The organism is Aeromonas sp. YN13HZO-058 (assembly GCF_001921245.1).
In the GTDB taxonomy this organism is placed as follows: domain Bacteria; phylum Pseudomonadota; class Gammaproteobacteria; order Enterobacterales; family Aeromonadaceae; genus Aeromonas; species Aeromonas allosaccharophila.
The window spans coordinates 1-19,529 of the sequence record NZ_MQSY01000071.1 but is presented as its reverse complement, the minus strand read 5'-3'; the positions used below and the strand labels follow the sequence as shown (position 1 = coordinate 19,529).

Genomic DNA, 19,529 nt, shown 5'->3' with positions numbered 1-19,529 from the left:
TATCGCCTTATGTAGCCCCGGGAGTTTTTCATGTTGATCAAGCGTCGTGTCGCCCACCCCCTCACCGAACAGGATGTCACTCCGGAAGCCGTCTATCAGGATCGCCGCCTTATTCTCAAGGGGCTGGGTCTGGGCGCCGCCACCCTGGCGTTTCCCACTCAGGCCGGTGTGCTCGATCTGCTGCGCGGTAAAGAGGATGCTCCCCAATTAGCCACCAGGCCGCTCAACAGCAAGCCTGCCGAGCGCCCGGCCAATCTGGTGCTGACACCGGAAGAGAAGGCCACCAGTTACAACAACTTCTATGAGCTGGGTACCGACAAGTCCGATCCGGCTCGCAACGCCCATTACCTCAAACCCGAACCCTGGACCCTCAAGGTGGAGGGGGAGGTGGCCAAGCCCTTTACCCTCGATGTGTGGGATCTCATCAACAAGAGCGAGCTGGAGGAGCGGATCTACCGGCTGCGCTGCGTCGAAGCCTGGTCCATGGTACTGCCCTGGAACGGTATCTCGCTGGCAGAGATCATCCGCCGTGCCGAGCCCACCAGTCGCGCCAAGTTTGTTGCCTTCGAGACCCTGTTTGACCCGAAACAGCTGCCGGGCCAGGCCTCCAGTCTGGGGGGCGGCATCGAGTATCCCTACGTCGAGGGGCTGCGTATCGACGAGGCGATGCACCCGCTCTCCTTCCTGGCGATGGGGCTCTATGGCAAGACCCTGCCCGCTCAGAATGGCGCGCCGATCCGGCTGGTGGTGCCGTGGAAGTACGGCTTCAAGAGCATCAAGAGCATCGTCTCGATCCGGCTGGTGGAGGAGATGCCACCGACCACCTGGAACCTGCTGGCACCCAACGAATATGGCTTCTACGCCAACGTCAATCCGCAGGTGGATCACCCGCGCTGGAGTCAGGCCAGCGAGCGCTTTATCGGCGAGGGCGGCGTGTTTGGCGCCAAGCGTCAGCCGACCCTGATGTTCAACGGCTATGGTGACGAAGTCGCCTCGCTCTATCAGGGGATGGATCTGCGCCAATGGTACTGAGATTGAAACCGGCCCATATCAGCGGCCTGCGGGCGCTGGTGCATCTGGGCGCTCTCGGCTTCCTGCTCTGGCTGGTGTTTGCCATTCCGGCAGGCTTGTTGGGGGGCGATCCGGTGCCCGAGCTGATCCACTACCTCGGCAAGGGGGCGCTCAACCTGCTGCTGCTCACCCTGCTGGTGTCGCCGCTGGCCAAGCGCTGGCGGCAGGGGCAGCTCATCAAGCTGCGCCGCCCCCTCGGGCTCTGGTGTTTTGCCTGGGCGCTGCTCCACTTCATGGCGTGGCTGGGGCTGGATCTGCAGTTTGACTGGGGGCTGATTGGTGGCGAGCTGGTCAAGCGCAGCTATATCGTGGTGGGGATGGTGGCCCTGTTGCTGCTGGCCGCCCTCAGCATCACCTCGCTGCCCGCATTGCAACGCAGCATGGGCGCCGCATGGCAGAAGCTGCACAACTGGGTCTATGCCATCGCCCTGCTGGTACCGGTGCACTACTGGTGGTCGCTCAAGAGCGGTTGGGGGGAGCCCCTCATCTACCTGCTGCTGGCCTGCGCCCTGCTCTGGCCGAGGAAAGATAAGCTACTGCGCCCCTGGCGGGGACGCTGGAATGCAAAAGAGGCCTAATCGGCCTCTTGTTGTTTGATCTCGCCAGTGTAGGCATCGACGATGAGATGCACCTTCTGATCCTGGCGATTGAGGGTTTTGACCTCGAATTTGTCCCCTTCCAGCTCCACTTCCCGAATGTCGTGATACCCTTGCGCCAGCAGGAGTTTGACCAGCCCGGCCATGTCGAGACGGCTCTGGGCCGCCCAGCTTGTGGCACTCAACAGACAAAGGATCAGCAGGACACTGCGCGGGATCATATTCATTCCGGATTCATGGCTGGCAGACTATAAACGCCATTATGTTAGGTTTTTGGAGATGAATCATCCATGAATAGAGCGCTCCCTCTGCTCGGGTTATTGCTGCCGGTGCTGGCACAGGCGGTCACGCCTGATGAAGCCCAATTGCAGCAAGCTGTCCATGAGGGACGGGTTCGGCCCTTCCATGAAATGATGGAGGTGGCGGCCAGATTGCCGGTGCGGGTGTTGCGGGTGGATCTGGGGGAAGAGGATGGTATCTGGCTCTATGAACTGCGAGTCATCGATCGGGAGAACAGCGTGATCAAGGTGGCCTATCGGGCCGACAACCTTGAGCTGGTGTGGGCCAAGGGCCACCATCTGGAGCGGCTGTTCGAACCGCCCAAGCCCCCGGTCGAGGATGATGAATAACCCCTGTGTGGAAGCCTGTTCATGCGAATTCTGATTGTTGAAGACGAAAAAATTCTGGCTGGCCAGCTGGCCGAACAGCTGCGTCTCTCCGGCTTTGTCACCGATCTCTGCCACGACGGCAACGAGGCCGGTTTTCTCGGTGAGACCGAACCCTACGACGCCATCATTCTCGACCTAGGTCTGCCGGGGCGCGATGGCCTGAGCGTGCTGAAAGAGTGGCGCAGCAAGGGGATCGATACCCCGGTGCTGGTACTGACCGCCCGTGGTCAGCTGCACGAGAAGATCGAAGGGCTCAACGCCGGTGCCGATGACTACCTGACCAAGCCGTTCCAGGTGGCCGAGCTGGTGGCGCGGGTCCATGCGCTGGTGCGCCGGGCGGCTGGCAACGCCAGCTCCATTCTGGAGATTGGCGGGGTGCGCCTCGACATGGCCGCGTCTCAGGTGTGGTATGAAGGGACCCCTATCAAGCTGACCGCCCATGAGTTCCGGGTGCTCGGTTATCTGATGCAGCACCGGGGCAAGGTGGTGTCGCGCAGCGAGCTGATCGACCACATCTACGCTCAGGATTTCGACCGCGATTCCAACACCGTCGAGGTGTTCATCGGCCGGATCCGCAAGAAAACCAACCCTGACCTGATTGAAACAGTGCGCGGCCTCGGGTACCGGATCAACGAATGAGGCTGGTCAGAACCCTGCGAGGGCGACTGCTCGCCATCGCGCTGGTGTGGTGCGGGCTGTTTCTGTTCGCCACCGGCTTCAGCCTGCAGACCATGATGCGCAACTACTGGCAGGAGGCGGAGGCCGACGGTCTGCGTCTGCAGCTCTATGATCTGCTCTCCCGGTTGGAGGTGGCCAAAACCGGCCTGCCGGTGGTGGTCGAGCCGATGTCGGATCCCCGTTTCAGCCAGCCTTACTCTGGCTACTACTGGCAACTGGAGCTGGGCCACGATGTGGTGGGGCGCTCCCGCTCCCTGTGGGATACCACCCTGAAGAGCGACGGGCTCAAGTCGGCGTTTGGCGATCCCGACCTGTTCGTCGGCAAGGGGCCAAATCGTGAACCCTTGCTGATCATGACCCGCACCGTGCTGCTGCCCGGCTCCGATCGGGTGTTCACTCTGGTGATGGCCAAGGACAGCAGCGCCCTGACCCAGACCCTCAACAAGACCCGCATCAGCCTGTTCCTCGGCCTCGGCTTTGCCGCCGCCGGTCTGGTGCTCGGCTTCATGTTCCAGATCGTCTATGGTTTGCGGCCGCTGCACTTGCTGCGCCGTGAACTGGGAAGGGTTCATGAGGGCCATCAGGAGGGGTTCCGGCTGCGCTATCCGCTGGAGATCCAGCCGCTGGTGGAGGATATCAACCGGCTGCTGCATCACTACGGCGAGCTGCTGCAGCGGGCGCGCTCCCACACCGGCAATCTGGCCCACGCCCTCAAGACGCCGCTCAGTATCATGCGCAATCAGGTGGCCCAGTTGCCGCCGGAGGATCAAGCCGCCATCGGCGAGCAGCTCGACCAGATCCAGCGCCATATCGATTACCACCTCGGCAAGGCGCGGGTGACCGGCGCCGCCAAGATCCTCGGGGTCTCGACTCCGGTGCGGGCGCGGGTGGAGTACATCTGCCGCGCCTTCTCCCGCCTCTATCCGGGCAAGACGGTGGATCTGCAGGTGCCCGCCAATCTGGCGGTCGGGGTGGAGGAGCAGGACTTCGACGAAATGGTGGGCAACCTGCTGGAGAACGCCTTCAAGTGGTCTGCCAGCGAGCTGCGTATCTCCAGCGCCGAGCTGGGGGGCTGGATCACCCTGCGTATCGAGGATGACGGCCCCGGCATGAGCGAGGATCAGATCGCCAAAGCGGTGCTGCGCGGGGTGCGGCTCGACGAGAAGGTACCGGGCTCGGGCCTGGGTCTCAACATCGTCTCCGATCTGGCGGAAGCCTATCGGGGCAGTTTCATCATGGGCCGCGCCGAACTGGGCGGTCTGGCCGCCTCCCTCTCGTTGCCCAAGGTGGCAAGAGTCGAGAGCTAGGCATAACATATGGCATTTGTTTTAGCCTGAGGAAGAGAAGCATGACCGACGATCCGTGGGCACTGTGTCACCTTGACGATTCGTTTGATGCCTCTGTGCTGGGGGTCAAGGGCGCCCAGATCCAGTGGTTTGAAGACAGGGATGGCCTGATCGCGTTCCTTCTGGAAGATTTTGTCGACCTGCTGGCCGATGTGGGCGAGCTGGAGGAAGATCAGACCGAACAGGCGCGTGAGCGCTTCACCCTGCTGGTGGAGCAGAGCTTCGATGATCGCACCCTGATGGATGCCATCAACGATCTCGCCTCCGGCCTGCGTCGCATCGCCTGGTTGGGGCCGCTCTCGGAGCTGGCCGAGATCAGCGACGAGTTCGCCTCCGGCCTGCGCCGCTACTTCTGGAGCCAGTACGACGGGGATGAAGATGACCCGGACGCCTGGGTGCCGGAAGAGCTGTGGCCGCAGCTGGTTGAGTGCGCGCAGGAGTATATGGAGGAAGGGGAGTTCTAAATCCATCCCGACCCTGTCAGCGCATTGGCAGACAGATACAGATAAAGAAACGGCGCCTTGATGGCGCCGTTTTTATTGGGTGGCAACCACCTTAGCCGTTGGCCGGTACCGCGTGGGCGGTGTTGGCCAGTACCGGGCCTGTGTACTTCTCGATCTGCAGCTGGGCCATGTGGCCGCAGTTGCCTTGCGCCAGACTGGACGAGCCCTCGTCGAAGGTGAGGCAGTTGACGTTGCCGTTCTTGCAGATGCTGCCCGCTTCGCCCGGCTTGGCCGGATCAAACCAGGCCCCTTCGCAGATCCGCACCACCCCCTGACGCACATCCTCGGAGAGCAGGGCGCCCACCAGGATCTGACCGCGCTCGTTGAAGGCACGTACCAGATCCCCCTGGGCAATGCCACGGGCCTTGGCGTCGGCGGGATGGATCATGATTGCCTCGCGGTCGGCGATGGCGAACTTGTCCCGCAGCGGGGTGTTGTCGAGCTGGGAGTGCAGCCGCTGGGTCGGGTGGGCGGTGTTGAGCGACAGCGGATAGCGCGCCGCCACCTCGCTCTTCACCCATTCCTTGGGCTCATACCACTTGGGATGGCCGGCGCAGTCGGCGTAACCCATCCCCGCCACCGTGTTGGAGAAGATCTCGATCTTGCCGGACGGGGTGCCGAGCGGGTTGAGCAGCGGGTTCTCGCGAAAATCGGCGTGACGGATCCACTGGCGGTTGGCCTCGGGGATCGGGAAGCGGATGTAGTTGTTGGACTCCCAGAACATGTTGAACGGCGGCAGCGCCACGCGGGCACCACGGGCCTGCGCCGCCATGCCGTCGTACATCTGCTTGAGCCACAGCATCTCGTCCTTCCCTTCGGTGTACAGCTCCTGCACGCCCAGCTTGGCGGCGATGGCGCTGAAGATATCGAAGTCGTTGCGGGCTTCAAACTGGGGCGGCACGCACTGGTGCATCGGGAACACATAGCGCTGGGAGTAGTCGCCGCCCATCTCCAGATCGTTGCGCTCGTAGCTGGTGGTGACCGGTAGCACGATATCGGCGTGCTTGGCGGTGGCGGTCCAGTAGGGCTCGTGAACGATCACGGTCTGCGGCTTGCGCCACGCCTGCAGCAGGTTGTTGGTGTCCTGATGGTGGTGGAAGGGGTTGCCGCCCGCCACGTAGACCAGCTTGATGTCCGGATAGGTCACCTTGCGGCCGTTGAAGTCGATGGTCTTGCCGGGGTTGGCGAGACAGTCGGCGATGCGGGCCACCGGGATCGGGGCCGGGCTGTTCTTCGGTGCGTTGCCGGCGGAGATACCCGCCAGAATGCCGCCCTTGGCGGTGGGGCTGCCACCGGAGGAGTAGTGGTAGCTGAAGCCGTAGCCGCCGCCTGGCAGGCCGATCTGGCCCAGCATGGAGGCCAGGGTCACCAGCATCCAGTTCGGTTGTTCGCCATGTTGCTGACGCTGCATGCCCCAACCGGCCATGATCATGGTGCGCTTGGATGCCATGTCGAGGGCCAGCTGGCGAATTACCTTGGCATCGACGCCGCAGACGCTGCTCGCCCACTCGGCGCTCTTCGGCTGACCGTCATCCTTGCCGAGCAGGTAGGCGAGGAACTTGTCGAAGCCGACGGTGTAGCGATCGAGGAAGGCCTGATCGTGCTTCTTCTCGCTGTAGAGGGTGTGTGCCACACCCAGCATCATGGCCACGTCGGTGTAGGCGTTCGGGGCAATCCACTCGGCGCCGACCAGCTTGGCGGTCTCGTTGTAGATGGGATCGATGCTGATGACGCGGGTGCCTTTCTCTTTCAGCGCCATGAAACCGGCCTGACCCTCGTGATCCGGCATGTTCCAGCTGTTCTTCAGGGTGACCTGAGCGTTGACTCCCCACAGCACCACCAGTTCGGCGTTCTCCACCACGTTGGGCCAGGCGGTCTGCTGCTCGTACACCTCGATGGAACCCATCACGTGGGACATGATCACCTGGGCCGCACCGGTGGAGTAGTCACCGGCATAACCGGTAAAGCCGCCGGAGAGGTTCATCAGGCGGTGCAGCAGGGTGCGGCTGTTGTGGAACATGCCGACACTCTTCCAGCCGTAGGAACCGGCGTGGATCGCCTGCGGACCGAAGTCACTCTGCACGCGCTGGATTTCACCGGCCACCAGTTCGATCGCCTTGTCCCAGCTCACCCGTACCCACTCGTCGGCGCCGCGCAGCTCCGATTTGGCGCCCGGGCCGTGCTCCAGCCAGCTCTTGCGTACCATGGGGTACTTGATGCGGTTCTTGGCGTGCACCTGGAACGGCGCCATGTCGATGAGATCGTTCGTCGCCGGATCATCGGCCACCGGCTGGACGCGTACCATGCGACCATCCTCGACGACCGCCTCAAAGGCACCCCAGTGGGCGCCGGTCAGAATGCCCTTCTGGGCGGGCACCAGGGTCGGGAACTGGCTCAATGCGGTGCTGATGGCTTGCGCCAGCGCGCTCTTGGGAAAAATACCGCCGAGCAGGGGCAGGGCTGCGCAGGCGCCGAGCCCCTTGAGCAGGTTGCGGCGGGACAGATTGGTCTTCTTGTCGTTGAAAAAAGTCATAACGGTTTTCCTCTGTTCCAGCCTTAGTGGGCCGCGCTCATGTCACTGGCATGTTTCTGGACATACTGGGTCAGCATGCGAGCCTGTTCCGGGGTCAGGGAGGTACGAGACTCCATCCCCTTGATGACGCCGATCCACTGGTTGGCATTGAAGTGATCCAGCGCGGTGAGGCCGTGGCAGCCGGTACAGTTGTTGGACATCAGGGTGGAGGCGTATTGCCACAGCTTGCCCTGATCGCCGATGAGCTGGCTCTGGTCGACCCAGGCGGTCAGCTTGACCTGATGCCAGGTGAGGTTGGTAGCGCTGTCGGTTTCGCTCTGGCCGGTGACCAGCGCTTTCTTGGCGGCATCGCCGACCAGTACGCTGAGGATCCGTTTGCCCGGTGCGGCGTAGAACACTTCGCTCACGCCATCCTGTTGCCAGCCTTCGATCTGCACCTTGGCGCGGCCGTTTTCGTTGGCCAGTACTTCCACCTTGGTGGAGGGCATCAGGGTGCCTTCGTCAGTCTTGGCGGCGGCATCGAGGAACAGCGGGGTGGTGGCGATGGCGTAGCGGGTGGTGACGTTGGCCGGAGTCTGGGCGGCAGCCTGCGCCAGCTCGCTGGCACCGGCGGCAGCCAGGCCGCTCATGTCAGGCATGATGTGGGCGACACCGCGGTGGCAGTCGATACAGGTCTGACCCTCCTTGATGGCGACCGGGTGTTCGGCACGGGCATTGGGGCGCTGGGCCAGTATGTCCATCGCCTCGTAGCTGTGGCAGCTGCGGCAGGTGGCGGAGTCGTTGGCCTTCAGCTCGTCCCAGACGGACTGGGCCATCCGCAGCTTGTGGGCTTCATATTTCTCAGGCGTGTCGAGCGTGCCGATCGCTTCGTGATAGATATCCTTCACGGCGCGCACCTTGGTCCACAGGTAGGAGGTGGGGTCACCCGGAATGTGGCAGTCGGCACACTCGGCGCGGATCCCCTTGGTGTTCTGGAAGTGGACGCTGCCCTGATACTCGGCGAGCGGAGTCTGCATGGAGTGGCAGGAGACGCAGAATTCGGTGGAGCTGGTCTTGTGCAGCACGGTCACGGTGACACCCAGTGCCGCGACACCCAGCAGGGCCCCGAGCAGCAGGAGCCAGAACCAGGTTTTTCTTATCAGTTTTCCAATCATGGCGGCGTTTTCCTACGGTCAATTTTTACCAACATAGTAGTAGTCCAATAGTAGTAGTAATGACAGGGATAAGGCGTTGACCTTCATCATGGTTTATATTTTTTGATGTTCGTCACACTTTGTCTTTTATTTTGATATTGACTGTTTGGTGGAATTAAATTCAATCAATCGTTGATTGAGCAATTTATTCACTTTCCACGACAGCTGTTAGCCCCCTCGCAAAACCCCACAAGATTCGTTGATATAGTGAACAGTGAGCCACAACGGAGTGTCGTCGATGAGCCCTTTCTCACTGCTGTGTGTCGCCGCCAACGTGCAGCTGCTGACCGAATTCGAACAGGAGCTGGCCCCGCTGCTCGGCCATTTTGCGCTGGTGGTGGTGGTCGGGCAGGAGTCGGCGGAGCTGGCCCTCGACGAGCTGGACCGCAAGGGGCAGCCGCCCGCAGTGGTGGTGTGTGACAGCGATCTGGGGGATGGGCGAGGGGCCGATTTTTTGATCCGCCTCGGCAGCCGCCACGAGGCGTGCCGCAAGATCCTGTTGGGCAGCCAGCCGGAGATGAAATCGATCATCGAGGCGGTCAACCTCGGTCGTCTCGACTACTACCTGCAGCGCCCCTGGCGCGATGGCAGCCTGCGCCGGGCGGTGATCGAGCAGGCCAGCCACTTTGTGCTGCTCCAGCCCGAGGCTGACCTGCTGAGCTATGCCGCCGTGCTCGACAACCAGAAGTTGCTGCGGGTCCACGTCGATCGCCAGTTGGCGGCCTATCGGCAGGGTTTTATGGATTACACCCACTGCAGCGATGAAGAGCTGTCGCGGGTGGTGATCGACGGCCTCTACCAGTTTTTCGATGGCAATGACGAGGCGCGGGTCTGCCGCCACTACAGTCCGGGCCATGTGCTGACCCGCGAGGGGGAGCCCAACAGCTTCCTCTGGTTTATCGCCAAGGGGGAGGTGGTGCTGCGCAAGCGGGACGAGCAGGGGATCGATCAGGAGGTGGTGCACTATCGCACCGGTTCGCTGGTGGGGGGCATGTCCTTTGTGACCGGCGAACCCGCCTTCACCACCGGCGTGACCCTGACCGGCGCCGAGGTGATCAAGCTCGACAAGCTGCAATTCTCCCGGGTGATGCAGGCGCGCAGCGAACTGCTCCCCTCCTTTACCAATCTGCTGCTGCGCCACTTCAACCGCCGCCTGCAAAACAGCATCCGTACCGAGATGCGGTTGCAACAGACCCTCAACTCCCTCGATGCCGCCCACGCCCAGCTGGTGGAGAGCGAAAAGATGGCGATGCTGGGTCAGCTGGTGGCAGGTGTCGCCCATGAGCTGAACAACCCGGTGGCGGCCATCATCCGTGGCAGCGAGACCCTGCGAGCTGCCATCCCCGATCTGGTCAATCTCGAACTGCCTGCTCCCATCAAGGGGCTGGGCAACCAGACCCTCTGTCAGGCGCTGACCGCCCAGCCGGTCTCGACCAGCGAGATCCGTGACAAGACCCGGCAGGCGGAGGGGCGCTTTGGCGATCGCCAGCAGGCGCGGCTGGCGGTGCAGATGAATCTGGATGACGAGCTGAACTGGCAGCGCTGGTTTGCCAGCCGCACCGCCACCGAGCGGGAGGCGCTGCTCTCCCGGCTGGAGCTGTTCCAGCAGACCGGCAGCTTCCTGCGCAATATCGAGGTGTGCGCCCGCCGCATCGGCGATCTGGTCAAGAGCCTCAAGCAGTATGCGCGGCAGGATCGGCTCGAACCCTCGCTGGTGGACTTGCACGAGGGGCTGGAAGATACCCTGATGATTTTCGAAAACCGCCTCAAGCACCATGAGATCTGCAAGGAGTACCAACCGCTGCCGCTGGTACGCTGTCACCCCATCGCCCTGCAGCAGGTGTGGACCAACCTGATCGCCAACAGTCTGGATGCCATGAGCGGCCCGGGGCGACTCACCATTCGCACCGGATTGCTGGATCCCGAGTGGGCCATGGTGGAGATCGAGGATAGCGGCTGCGGCATCGAGCCCGAGTTGTGGCAGCGGATCTTCGATCTCAACTTCACCACCAAGCGGGAGGGCCATTTCGGCCTCGGCATTGGCCTGAGCGTTTCGCTGCAGATAGTTCAGCAGCACCACGGCCGGATCGAGGTGGCCTCCGAACCGGGTCGCTACACCCGGATGCGAGTCTGTCTGCCGCTGGATGGCATGGGGCAGGCCGGTTACGGGGGCGAGCCTCATCACAACAAGGAACATGCGGCCTGAGCCGTCGCCAGCATCAATCGCGCGGCGTGCCAAACCATGTCGCCAAGGAGGAGCAATGAACAAACACTATCTGATCCTGTGTGTGGACGATGAACGGGAGGTGCTGGATGCGGTGATCCACGATCTCGCCCCGTTCCGCTCCCACTTCGAGCTGGAAGCTGCCGAGAGCGTCGATGAGGCGCGTGCGGTGGTGGAGGAGTGGGAGCGCGACGGCAACAAGCTGGCGCTGATCCTCTGTGACCACATCATGCCGGGAACCCTGGGGGTCGATTTTCTGGTGGAGCTGAACCGGCGTGCCACCACCCAGGCCAGCCGCAAATTGCTGCTGACCGGGCAAGCGGGGCTGGAGGCCACCGTCGAGGCGGTCAATCGCGGCGGGTTGCACTACTACCTTGCCAAGCCGTGGAAGCTGGAAACCCTGCAAGAGGCGGTGCGCGAACAGCTGACCGACTACCTGCTGGCGGAAGATGGCGAGAATGCCTTCCACTATGCGCCGCTACTCAATCAGGCGCGGCTGTTTGCCGCCATCCACGATCACCCGTTCGACGAATAGGGGTTGTTGGGCTTTCGCGGTGGCAGTTGTATACTGTCTGCATATACAGTATTGCAGGTAGCCACCGATGCGACTCTTTATCGCCGAGAAGCCCACGCTGGGCCGCGCCATTGCCGATGCCCTGCCCAAGCCCCACAAGAAGGGCGACGGTTTTATCGAAACAGCCCAGGGGGATGTGGTCACCTGGTGTATCGGCCATCTGCTGGAGCAGGCCGAGCCCGATGCCTATGACGCCGCCTTCAAGCAGTGGCGGATGGAGCACCTCCCCATCATCCCCGCCCAGTGGCAGCTGGTGGCCAAACCCAAGACCAAAACCCAGCTCACCGTCATCAAGCGGCTGATCAAGCAGGCGGACTGCGTGGTCAACGCCGGTGACCCGGATCGGGAAGGGCAGCTGTTGGTGGACGAGGTGATCGATTTTCTCGGCTACCCGAAAACCAGGCCGGTGCAGCGCTGCCTCATCAGCGATCTCAACCCGCCGGCGGTGCGCCGCGCGCTCGACAAGCTGCGGGACAACAAGGAGTTCGTGCCGCTGGCGGTCTCGGCGCTGGCCCGCAGTCGGGCCGACTGGCTCTACGGCATTAACATGACCCGCGCCTATACCCTGCTCGGGCGCAAGGCCGGTTGTAGCGAGCTGCTCTCGGTCGGTCGGGTGCAGACCCCGCTACTCGGGCTGGTGGTGCGGCGGGATTTCGAGATCGAGGCCTTCGTGCCCAAACCCTTCTACGAGGTGCTGGCCCATCTGCTGACCGACGGCAACGAACGTTTCACCGCCAAGTGGCTGCCATCGGAAGCCTGCCTGCCGTGGCAGGACGAGGAGGGGCGGGTGCTCAACCGGGCGCTGGCCGACAAGGTGGTGAGCCGGATCAACGGCCAGCCCGCTCAGGTTGAATCGGTGGAGGAACAGGCCCGCAAGCAGGCGGCACCGCTGCCCTATAACCTCTCTAGCTTGCAGATCGATGCCGCCAAGCGGTTCGGCATGGATGCCAAACGGGTGCTCGACATCTGCCAGAGTCTCTACGAGCGCCACAAGATCATCACCTATCCGCGCTCCGACAGCCGCTATCTGCCGACCGACCACTTCAAGCGGGCCGAGCAGGTGCGCGGCGCCATCGCCGCCACAGCGCCCACGCTGGCCAAGGCGGTTAGCGAGGCGGATGGCAAGATCCGCAGCAAGGCGTGGAACGACAGCAAGGTGGATGCCCACCACGCCATCATCCCCACCGAGAAGCAGGGCAATCCCGCCACGCTGGGGGCCGACGAGGCGAAGCTTTACGGCCTGATTGCCCGCCAGTACCTGCTGCAGTTTTATCCTCCGTTCGAATACAACGACAGCAAGGTGCTGCTGCGCATCGCCGGTGGTCTGTTTCAGGCCAAGGCGCGGCGCATTCTGAAAGCGGGCTGGAAGGCGCTGCTCGGGGTGGAGGAGGATGACGATGAAGAGAAGGCGGGCACTCTGCCTGCACTGAAAGAGGGAGAGCTACTGTTGTGCGAGCGGGGCGAACTGCTGGAGAAGATGACCCAGCCGCCCAAGTCATTTACCGATGCCACCCTGCTGGCGGCCATGACCGGCATCGCCCGCTATGTGCAGGATCCCGAGATCCGCAAGACCCTGCGCGACACCGATGGCCTCGGCACCGAGGCGACCCGGGCCGGCATCATCGACCTGCTGTTCAAACGCCGCTTTCTGGTGCGCCAAGGCAAGAGCATCAAGGCGACCCCGACCGGGCGGGCGCTGGTGCAGGCGCTGCCCGCCACCGCCACCACGCCGGATATGACGGCGCTGTGGGAGCAGAGCCTCGGCCAGATCGCCGAGCGCCACGGTAGCTACCAGCAGTTTATGGGGCCGCTCACCGAGCAGCTCAACGGCCTGATTGAAGGGGCACGGCAGGACTCCGGCGCCAGCTTCAGTGCCCTGCCCAAGGAGGCGCCGGGTGCCAGCAAGCGGCGTTTTACCAAGCGCAAGAGTCCGGCGGCCAGCGGCGCTGGTGCCGCTCCTCGCAAGAGTACGGGCAAGCGCACAGCCAGAAGCAAGGCAGCCTGACCGCGTGAGTGGCGGCTGGCGGATGAGCTGATGTGCAGAGGCCGCCAGCGGAAAAGAGAGAGGGGCCAATGGCCCCTCTCTCTTTTTTATCGCGGTAATGGCCTGGCTCCACTTAGCCGGTGTAGACGTTCTCTTCCGGATAACGGATGCGGGTCTCGACTGGGCGGGCCAGCATAAAGGCCAGAGTGAGGGGGCCGAGACGGCCGCAGATCATCACCAGCACCAGGATCAGCTTGCCCGGCTCGCTCAGGGAGGCGGTGATGCCGGTAGAGAGGCCAACGGTGGCAAATGCCGAGATGGTCTCGAACATGATTTTGTCGAACGGCAGATCCTCGGTCACCATCAGCAGGAACATCGCCAGCATCAGCACCATGGTGCTGACGATGATGATGGCCAGTGAGCGGGTCACGATCTGGGGCGACAGGGTGCGGCCAAAAGCGGTGACATGGGGTCGTTTGGTCAGAAACGCCTTGGTCGCCAGCAGCACGACTGCGAAAGTGGTCACCTTGATACCACCACCGGTTGAGGTCGCACCGGCACCGATAAACATCAGCATCATCAGGAACAGCAGTGCCGCCGGGGTCATCAGCCCGATATCGATGGTATTGAAACCGGCGGTACGGGCACTGGCAGACTGGAAGAAGGCTGCCAGCAGCTGGCCACCGATACCTGCCTTGCCGAGGGTGCCCGGGTTGTTGTGCTCCAGCAGCCAGAACATCAGGGTACCGGCCAGCAACAGCGCCGGGGTCATCAGCAGCATCAGCTTGCTGTGCAGCTTCAGCTTGCGCCAGCGGCGGTTGCGCACCAGATCGACGATGACGGTAAAGCCGATCCCCCCGAGGATCAGCAGACCGGCGATGGTCAAGCTGATGATGGGGTCGTCTCTATAATCCATGAGATTGTTGGCAAACAGCGAGAAGCCGGCGTTGTTGAAGGCCGATACCGCGTGGAAGAAGCTGACATAGAGGCCGTGCACCCACCCCATCTCGGGCACCCAGCGGATCGCCATGATGCCGGTGCCGATCAGTTGGGCAATAAAGGCGAACAGCACGATACGTTTGACCAGCTGGATGATGTTGACCGAGCCCTCCTGTCCCAGCGCCTCCTTGGCCAGCACCTGCTGGCGCAGACCGACCCGCTTGCTGAAGATGGCGATCAGCAACAGGGTCATGGTCATCTGGCCCAGACCGCCGATCTCCATCAGCATCAGCAGGAAAATCTGCCCCTGCAGGGTGAAGGCGCTGCCGGTGTCCACCACGCCAAGACCCGTCACGCTGATGGCCGAGGTGGCGGTGAACAGGGCGTTGACGAAGGTGACCTCGCCATTGTGACTGGAGGGTTGCACCAGAAAGATGGTGCCAACCAGCAGGATGAACAGGAAGCTGCCGAGGATCAGCCTTGCCTCGCTCCAGCGGGAGTCCTGCTCCCGATGCAGCGCAAAGGCGTAGCTGCTGCGCCAGTTGATCATAGGGTTTCGAGCCAGTGGTCGATGGCGTGCTTGTTGCCCGCGAGGATCAGGATGTCGCCCAGTTGCAGTTCCATCTTGCCGGTCAGCACGTTGTGCAGCACTTCACCGCGCTTGATGGCGAGCAGTTGGAAATCGCTCTGCTGCAGCAGATGAAGGTCCCCGAGCGCCTTGCCATTTTGCGGCAGGCCGATGACAAACTCGGTCAGTACCATGTTGTGGCCCAGTTCCAGATAGTCGAACAGCCGGTTGTCCAGCATGCTCTGGGCGACCCGGCGGCCCATGTCCCACTCCGGATTGATCACCTTGTCGGCGCCCACTTTTTGCAGGATCTTGGCGTGGAACTTGTCACGCGCCTTGACCCACACCTTCTTCACCCCCGCCTCTTTTAGGACGAGGGTGGTGAGGATACTGGTCTCCAGGTTGTCGCCGATGGCGACGAAGACGATATCGAAATTGGCCAGCCCCAGTTCGGCGACCGTGGCCTCATCAGTGGCGTCAGCGACGATGACGTGATTGCAGAGGGCTGCGATTTGGCGGGTCTTGCTCTCGTCGATATCGATGGCCAGCACTTCGGCATCTTGCCGTTGCAGCTCTTCACATAGCGCGCTGCCAAACAGGCCAAGGCCGATGACGGCAAACTGGTTATTCATGAGTTGTTCCTCAACAGTTGAAGCCGTCTACTGTAAACCACTGTTATTGCCCCGAAAAGGGCTCGGGTTTTTCGTCATGGGGTAACTTGAGGTAGACTGCGCCCTTGCACCAAGCCGGGATAGACCGATGAAACTGAATGCCAACGCCTCCTTGTTGAAGCTCAACACCCTTGCCCTCGATGCTTATTGCCTCTGGCTGGCCGAGGTGGAGCAGGTTGCCGATCTGGCGACCCTGCGTGCCGATCCGCAGCTCAACCAGCTGCCACGCCTCAATCTGGGCGGCGGCAGCAACATGCTCTTCACCACCGATTTTCTCGGTCTGGTGGTGCTCAACCGGCTCAAGGGGATTACCGCTGAAGATGGTGGCGATCACTGGTTGCTGCATGTGGCGGCGGGTGAGGATTGGCATCAGCTGGTACGCCACTGCCTGCTGCAGGGCTGGTATGGGCTGGAGAATCTGGCGCTGATCCCCGGTACGGTCGGTGCGGCGCCGGTGCAGAACATCGGTGCCTACGGGGTCGAGCTGGCTGACTTCTGTGCCTATGTCGAGGCGTTCAACTGGCAGAGTGGCGAGATTGAGCGGATCGCGGCGGCAGAGTGCCGCTTCGGTTATCGCGACAGCATCTTCAAGCACGAGTATCAGGATTCCCACCTGATCACCGCCGTCGGGCTCAAACTGCCCAAGGCGTGGCAGCCGGTGCTGGGCTATGGCCCGCTGGCGGCACTCGGTGACACACCTTCTGCGCAGGCCATCTTCGATACCGTCTGTGCCACCCGCATGGCCAAACTGCCGGATCCCGCCGTGCTCGGCAATGCGGGCAGTTTCTTCAAGAATCCAGTGGTGCCCGCCGCGCTGGCTGAGTCGCTCAAGGCACGCTACCCGCAGATGCCCTGCTATCCGGCCGGAGAAGGGCAGGCCAAGCTGGCGGCTGGCTGGCTCATCGATCAGTGCGGCCTGAAAGGCTTTGCCATCGGCCGCGCCGCCGTCCATCAGGAGCAGGCGCTGGTGCTGGTCAATCTGGGGGGCGCCAGCGCCATGGAGCTGATCGCCCTGGCGGCCCATGTCCGCGATAGCGTGGAACAAAAGTTTGGCGTGGCACTGGAGCACGAGGTGCGCTTCATGGGGCCGCAGGGCGAGACCTGGCTCGACGAGGTGCTCTCATGACCCTGACTCCCATCAGACAGACCCTGATCACCCTGCTCAGCGACGGCCAGTTTCACTCCGGCGAACAGCTGGGTGAGCAGCTGGGCATCAGCCGGGCTGCGGTGAGCAAACACATGGCGGCGCTCAAGGAGCTGGGGTTGGATCTCTTTAGCCTGACCGGCAAGGGCTATCGGCTGGCGGTGCCGATGGCGCTCTATGATCAGGCCACCTTGCAAGCGCTGGCCCCGATGGCGCCGGTGCACTGTTTTCCGGTTATTGGCTCGACCAATCAGCACCTGCTGGATCGGGTCAATGAGCTGCGCTCCGGCGAGAGTTGTCTGGCCGAGTGTCAGACCGCCGGGCGCGGTCGTCGTGGCAAACCCTGGATTTCGCCGTTCGGTTGCCAGCTGATCCTCAGCATGTACTGGCGACTCGAACAAGGCATGGCGGCAGCCATGGGGCTGAGTCTGGCAGTGGGCGTGGCAGTGGTCGAAGCGCTGGAGTCCCTTGGCTATCAGGGCGTCGAGCTCAAGTGGCCGAACGACCTCTACTATCAGGGCCGCAAGCTGGCGGGCATTCTGGTGGAGATGAGCGGTAGCGCTGGCGCCAGTTGTCATCTGGTGATCGGCATCGGTCTCAATCTGGCAATGCCTGCCCGCGAAGGGGAGAAGATCGATCAGGCCTGGGCCGAGCTGCGCCACATCAATCCGGAACTGGTGGATCGCAATCAGCTGGCGGCCCGGATGATCGTCCATCTGCAGCAGGCGCTGCACACCTTTGAGCAGCAGGGGTTGGCAAGCTTCGTCGATGACTGGAACCGGCTCGATCACTTTGCCGGTCGCCCGGTGCGTCTGTTGATGGGAGATCAGGAGATCCGCGGCATCGCCCGTGGCATCGACGATCGCGGCGCCCTGCGCCTGGAGACAGGTGAAGGGGTCAAATTCTATCTGGGGGGCGAGCTCTCCCTGCGCCGGGGCGACTGAGGGACAGCAAGGCCGCTGATGATGCCAAATAGAAGAGGGGGCCTGCGGGCCCCCTCTTCGTTATCCGGCAACCGCGGTCATCATTTGCGCAGCTTGATCTGCTCGATGGCGTGCTCATGGCCCTTGGTCATGATCAGGTTGGCACGCTCACGGGTTGGCAGGATATTTTCCTGCAAATTCAGATAGTTGATATCTTGCCAGATATTGCTGGCAATCCGGGTCGCCTCACTCTCCGCCAGTTTGGCGTAGTTATGGAAGTAGGAGTCGGGATCCGAGAAGGCACCGCTTCTGAACTTGAGAAAGCGTTCGATATACCAGGTGCGCAGCAGTTCGGCATCGGCATCCACATAGATCGAGAAGTCGACGAAGTCCGACACGAAGACCCGATGGGGCTCCTGGGGGTAGTCCATGCCGCTTTGCAGCACATTGAGTCCTTCCAGGATCAGGATGTCCGGCTGCTCCACTACTTTCTTCTCATCGGGAATGATGTCGTAGATAAGGTGGGAGTAGACCGGCGCTTCGACCTTCTCGTGACCGGCGCGGATATTGGCGACAAACTCCACCAGATGGCGGATGTCGTAGGATTCCGGGAACCCCTTGCGGCGCATCAGGCCACGCTCTTCCAGTACCTTGTTGGGATAGAGGAAGCCGTCGGTGGTGACCAGCTCCACCCGAGGGTGTTCCGGCCAGCGCTCCAGCAGTGCCTGCAGAATACGGGCCGTGGTGCTTTTGCCCCCCGCCACGCTGCCGGCAATGCTGATGATATAGGTGCCCTTGCCGCGGGACTGACCGAGGAACTGCTCCAGTACCCGGCTGCGACGCTGCTTGGCTTTGACATAGAGATTGAGCAGGCGGGAGAGGGGCAGGTAGATCTCTTCCACTTCCCGCAATGACACCTTCTCGTTGATCCCGCGCAGGGTCTGCAGATCGTGTTCGGTCAGGGTCAGGGGGACCGAATCGCGCAATAACGCCCATTGATCGCGGGTGNTCCACTTCCCGCAATGACACCTTCTCGTTGATCCCGCGCAGGGTCTGCAGATCGTGTTCGGTCAGGGTCAGGGGGACCGAATCGCGCAATAACGCCCATTGATCGCGGGTGAATTGCAGATAGGGGTTATGCTCTGTCGTCATGGTGTCATCACTGTTTCTTGGGCACGGCGACCATACACCAAGGGGGGGGGAGCGACAAGGGACGCAGCAGGATTGGCTTGTTTGCCCCCGCTTTTTTGCAAACTTCCCGGCAATAAAGCATATTTTGCCGGGTTCAATGGTTGCATCCCCCAAATCCTTACAATAAAATGCGCGACGCTTGACTGTCTGTCGTCTATTTGCCGTGCAAAAGCGATAAAAACAACGGGTGCAAGCAGAATTACCGTTGTGACAATCTGGCATCTGGAGGGGTTCCCGAGCGGCCAAAGGGATCAGACTGTAAATCTGACGGCTCTGCCTTCGAAGGTTCGAATCCTTCTCCCTCCACCATATTTCTCTGCGGTTTGAGTTCTTTGGGTTAGAGAAATGCGGGCATCGTATAATGGCTATTACCTCAGCCTTCCAAGCTGATGATGCGGGTTCGATTCCCGCTGCCCGCTCCAAGATGCTGATATGGCTCAGGCGATACCAAGAGCTACACCCTCGGGTGAGGTCGGCAGTCGAATCTGCCTGTCAGCACCAGCCTCTCTTCCCCACCAGATTCAAATCCATCATATAAACTGTTCTGTGGTTAGCTTGCCACCGCGTACTCAGCGTTAGTTTAGAGGGACGATCATGTCTAAAGAAAAATTTGAGCGTAATAAACCGCACGTTAACGTGGGTACCATCGGCCACGTTGACCACGGTAAAACCACCCTGACTGCAGCTATCACCAACGTGCTGGCCAAGCACTTCGGTGGTAAA

The 19,529-nt window shown here is 61.9% G+C and carries 18 protein-coding genes, 3 tRNA genes and 1 pseudogene; 15 read left to right on the top strand and 7 right to left on the bottom strand.

The genetic code is table 11. The features are described 5' to 3' along the window. The first annotated feature begins 30 nt into the window (after positions 1 to 30). Both msrP and msrQ read left to right on the top strand, forming a co-directional pair. Positions 31 to 1,032 carry a protein-methionine-sulfoxide reductase catalytic subunit MsrP gene (gene msrP, locus BSP75_RS18895; RefSeq protein ID WP_075114214.1) on the top strand — a complete coding sequence of 334 codons (1,002 nt, stop codon included), beginning with the start codon at positions 31 to 33 and terminating at the stop codon, positions 1,030 to 1,032. Continuing rightward, the gene (gene msrQ, locus BSP75_RS18890) at positions 1,023 to 1,649 is read left to right on the top strand and encodes a protein-methionine-sulfoxide reductase heme-binding subunit MsrQ (RefSeq protein ID WP_075114213.1); all 627 of its coding nucleotides are present in this window, start codon (positions 1,023 to 1,025) and stop codon (positions 1,647 to 1,649) included. The genes msrP and msrQ overlap by 10 nt, the downstream gene beginning before the upstream one ends. Here msrQ and BSP75_RS18885 read toward each other — a convergent pair. Next, positions 1,646 to 1,894, bottom strand: a complete 249-nt coding sequence (locus BSP75_RS18885) for a PepSY domain-containing protein (RefSeq protein ID WP_058051998.1) — start codon at positions 1,892 to 1,894, stop codon at positions 1,646 to 1,648. The two genes, msrQ and BSP75_RS18885, sit on opposite strands and share 4 nt — an antisense overlap. A 63-nt stretch (positions 1,895 to 1,957) precedes the next feature. Between BSP75_RS18885 and BSP75_RS18880 the strand changes: the two genes are divergently transcribed. Genes BSP75_RS18880 through BSP75_RS18865 form a run of 4 tightly spaced genes read left to right on the top strand, consistent with a single transcriptional unit; the run spans position 1,958 to position 4,823 of the window. Then, positions 1,958 to 2,296, top strand: a complete 339-nt coding sequence (locus tag BSP75_RS18880; RefSeq protein WP_042063810.1) for a hypothetical protein — start codon at positions 1,958 to 1,960, stop codon at positions 2,294 to 2,296. 21 nt (positions 2,297 to 2,317) lie between these two features. Continuing rightward, entirely contained in the window at positions 2,318 to 2,974 is a 657-nt protein-coding gene (locus tag BSP75_RS18875) for a response regulator transcription factor (protein WP_005339826.1), read from the top strand. Continuing rightward, positions 2,971 to 4,320, top strand: a complete 1,350-nt coding sequence (locus BSP75_RS18870) for a sensor histidine kinase (protein WP_042063812.1) — start codon at positions 2,971 to 2,973, stop codon at positions 4,318 to 4,320. Before BSP75_RS18875 ends, BSP75_RS18870 begins: the two co-directional genes overlap by 4 nt. A gap of 41 nt (positions 4,321 to 4,361) precedes the next feature. Further along, positions 4,362 to 4,823 (top strand): hypothetical protein, encoded by a 462-nt coding sequence (locus BSP75_RS18865; protein WP_033114845.1) that lies wholly within the window; start codon positions 4,362 to 4,364, stop codon positions 4,821 to 4,823. A gap of 91 nt (positions 4,824 to 4,914) precedes the next feature. Here the strand turns inward: BSP75_RS18865 and torA are convergent, their stop codons facing one another. After that, complete coding sequence (gene torA / locus BSP75_RS18860; protein WP_075114212.1) at positions 4,915 to 7,395, bottom strand: trimethylamine-N-oxide reductase TorA; 2,481 nt, start codon at positions 7,393 to 7,395, stop codon at positions 4,915 to 4,917. A 23-nt stretch (positions 7,396 to 7,418) separates the two neighbouring features. Further along, a complete protein-coding gene (locus tag BSP75_RS18855; RefSeq protein WP_042063815.1) occupies positions 7,419 to 8,549 on the bottom strand; it encodes a NapC/NirT family cytochrome c in 1,131 nt (376 codons plus the stop codon). 277 nt (positions 8,550 to 8,826) lie between these two features. On the opposite strand from BSP75_RS18855, the gene BSP75_RS18850 reads away from it, so the two are divergent. From BSP75_RS18850 to BSP75_RS18840, 3 genes are all read left to right on the top strand, one after another. Then, positions 8,827 to 10,794 carry an ATP-binding protein gene (locus BSP75_RS18850; protein ID WP_075114211.1) on the top strand — a complete coding sequence of 656 codons (1,968 nt, stop codon included), beginning with the start codon at positions 8,827 to 8,829 and terminating at the stop codon, positions 10,792 to 10,794. Between the two features lie 55 nt (positions 10,795 to 10,849). Further along, on the top strand, positions 10,850 to 11,347 hold the full coding sequence (locus BSP75_RS18845; RefSeq protein ID WP_075114210.1) for a response regulator: 498 nt from the start codon (positions 10,850 to 10,852) through the stop codon (positions 11,345 to 11,347). Between the two features lie 67 nt (positions 11,348 to 11,414). Further along, a complete protein-coding gene (locus BSP75_RS18840; RefSeq protein WP_075114209.1) occupies positions 11,415 to 13,391 on the top strand; it encodes a DNA topoisomerase III in 1,977 nt (658 codons plus the stop codon). A 112-nt stretch (positions 13,392 to 13,503) separates the two neighbouring features. Here BSP75_RS18840 and BSP75_RS18835 read toward each other — a convergent pair whose 3' ends face one another. Both BSP75_RS18835 and BSP75_RS18830 read right to left on the bottom strand, forming a co-directional pair. Further along, a complete protein-coding gene (locus tag BSP75_RS18835) occupies positions 13,504 to 14,859 on the bottom strand; it encodes a TrkH family potassium uptake protein (protein WP_075114208.1) in 1,356 nt (451 codons plus the stop codon). Beyond that, positions 14,856 to 15,509 (bottom strand): TrkA family potassium uptake protein, encoded by a 654-nt coding sequence (locus BSP75_RS18830; RefSeq protein WP_042657286.1) that lies wholly within the window; start codon positions 15,507 to 15,509, stop codon positions 14,856 to 14,858. Before BSP75_RS18830 ends, BSP75_RS18835 begins: the two co-directional genes overlap by 4 nt. A gap of 127 nt (positions 15,510 to 15,636) precedes the next feature. Between BSP75_RS18830 and murB the strand changes: the two genes are divergently transcribed. Further along, complete coding sequence (gene murB, locus BSP75_RS18825; RefSeq protein WP_075114207.1) at positions 15,637 to 16,674, top strand: UDP-N-acetylmuramate dehydrogenase; 1,038 nt, start codon at positions 15,637 to 15,639, stop codon at positions 16,672 to 16,674. Further along, positions 16,671 to 17,636 (top strand): bifunctional biotin--[acetyl-CoA-carboxylase] ligase/biotin operon repressor BirA, encoded by a 966-nt coding sequence (gene birA / locus BSP75_RS18820; protein WP_075114206.1) that lies wholly within the window; start codon positions 16,671 to 16,673, stop codon positions 17,634 to 17,636. Before murB ends, birA begins: the two co-directional genes overlap by 4 nt. 80 nt (positions 17,637 to 17,716) lie before the next feature. On the opposite strand, the gene coaA is transcribed toward birA, so the two are convergent. Both coaA and BSP75_RS21645 read right to left on the bottom strand, forming a co-directional pair. Continuing rightward, the gene (gene coaA / locus BSP75_RS18815; RefSeq protein WP_075114205.1) at positions 17,717 to 18,676 is read right to left on the bottom strand and encodes a type I pantothenate kinase; all 960 of its coding nucleotides are present in this window, start codon (positions 18,674 to 18,676) and stop codon (positions 17,717 to 17,719) included. Continuing rightward, a pseudogene (locus BSP75_RS21645) lies at positions 18,627 to 18,767 on the bottom strand (type I pantothenate kinase); the annotation flags it as partial. The gene coaA and the pseudogene BSP75_RS21645, both read right to left, overlap by 50 nt. Positions 18,768 to 19,030: 263 nt before the next feature. Here BSP75_RS21645 and BSP75_RS18810 point away from each other — a divergent pair. The 4 genes from BSP75_RS18810 to BSP75_RS18800 all read left to right on the top strand — a co-directional run. Then, positions 19,031 to 19,115 (top strand) — tRNA-Tyr (locus BSP75_RS18810). Between the two features lie 38 nt (positions 19,116 to 19,153). After that, positions 19,154 to 19,228: transfer RNA gene (locus tag BSP75_RS18805), tRNA-Gly, on the top strand. Positions 19,229 to 19,232: 4 nt separating this feature from the next. After that, positions 19,233 to 19,307, top strand: a tRNA-OTHER gene (locus BSP75_RS21845). A gap of 93 nt (positions 19,308 to 19,400) precedes the next feature. Further along, the coding region (locus BSP75_RS18800; RefSeq protein ID WP_253186620.1) for a GTP-binding protein at positions 19,401 to 19,529 on the top strand (129 nt) is incomplete at its 3' end.

Coding starts and splice junctions, on each gene's coding strand:
- BSP75_RS18840 (WP_075114209.1), top strand. CDS start 11,415: ATGCGACTCTTTATCGCCGAGAAGCCCACGCTGGGCCGCGCCATTGCC.
- BSP75_RS18870 (WP_042063812.1), top strand. CDS start 2,971: ATGAGGCTGGTCAGAACCCTGCGAGGGCGACTGCTCGCCATCGCGCTG.
- BSP75_RS18845 (WP_075114210.1), top strand. CDS start 10,850: ATGAACAAACACTATCTGATCCTGTGTGTGGACGATGAACGGGAGGTG.
- BSP75_RS18855 (WP_042063815.1), bottom strand. CDS start 8,549: ATGATTGGAAAACTGATAAGAAAAACCTGGTTCTGGCTCCTGCTGCTC.
- BSP75_RS18875 (WP_005339826.1), top strand. CDS start 2,318: ATGCGAATTCTGATTGTTGAAGACGAAAAAATTCTGGCTGGCCAGCTG.
- murB (WP_075114207.1), top strand. CDS start 15,637: ATGAAACTGAATGCCAACGCCTCCTTGTTGAAGCTCAACACCCTTGCC.
- BSP75_RS18880 (WP_042063810.1), top strand. CDS start 1,958: ATGAATAGAGCGCTCCCTCTGCTCGGGTTATTGCTGCCGGTGCTGGCA.
- BSP75_RS18835 (WP_075114208.1), bottom strand. CDS start 14,859: ATGATCAACTGGCGCAGCAGCTACGCCTTTGCGCTGCATCGGGAGCAG.
- msrQ (WP_075114213.1), top strand. CDS start 1,023: ATGGTACTGAGATTGAAACCGGCCCATATCAGCGGCCTGCGGGCGCTG.
- BSP75_RS18885 (WP_058051998.1), bottom strand. CDS start 1,894: ATGAATATGATCCCGCGCAGTGTCCTGCTGATCCTTTGTCTGTTGAGT.
- BSP75_RS18830 (WP_042657286.1), bottom strand. CDS start 15,509: ATGAATAACCAGTTTGCCGTCATCGGCCTTGGCCTGTTTGGCAGCGCG.
- msrP (WP_075114214.1), top strand. CDS start 31: ATGTTGATCAAGCGTCGTGTCGCCCACCCCCTCACCGAACAGGATGTC.
- birA (WP_075114206.1), top strand. CDS start 16,671: ATGACCCTGACTCCCATCAGACAGACCCTGATCACCCTGCTCAGCGAC.
- torA (WP_075114212.1), bottom strand. CDS start 7,395: ATGACTTTTTTCAACGACAAGAAGACCAATCTGTCCCGCCGCAACCTG.
- BSP75_RS18865 (WP_033114845.1), top strand. CDS start 4,362: ATGACCGACGATCCGTGGGCACTGTGTCACCTTGACGATTCGTTTGAT.
- BSP75_RS18850 (WP_075114211.1), top strand. CDS start 8,827: ATGAGCCCTTTCTCACTGCTGTGTGTCGCCGCCAACGTGCAGCTGCTG.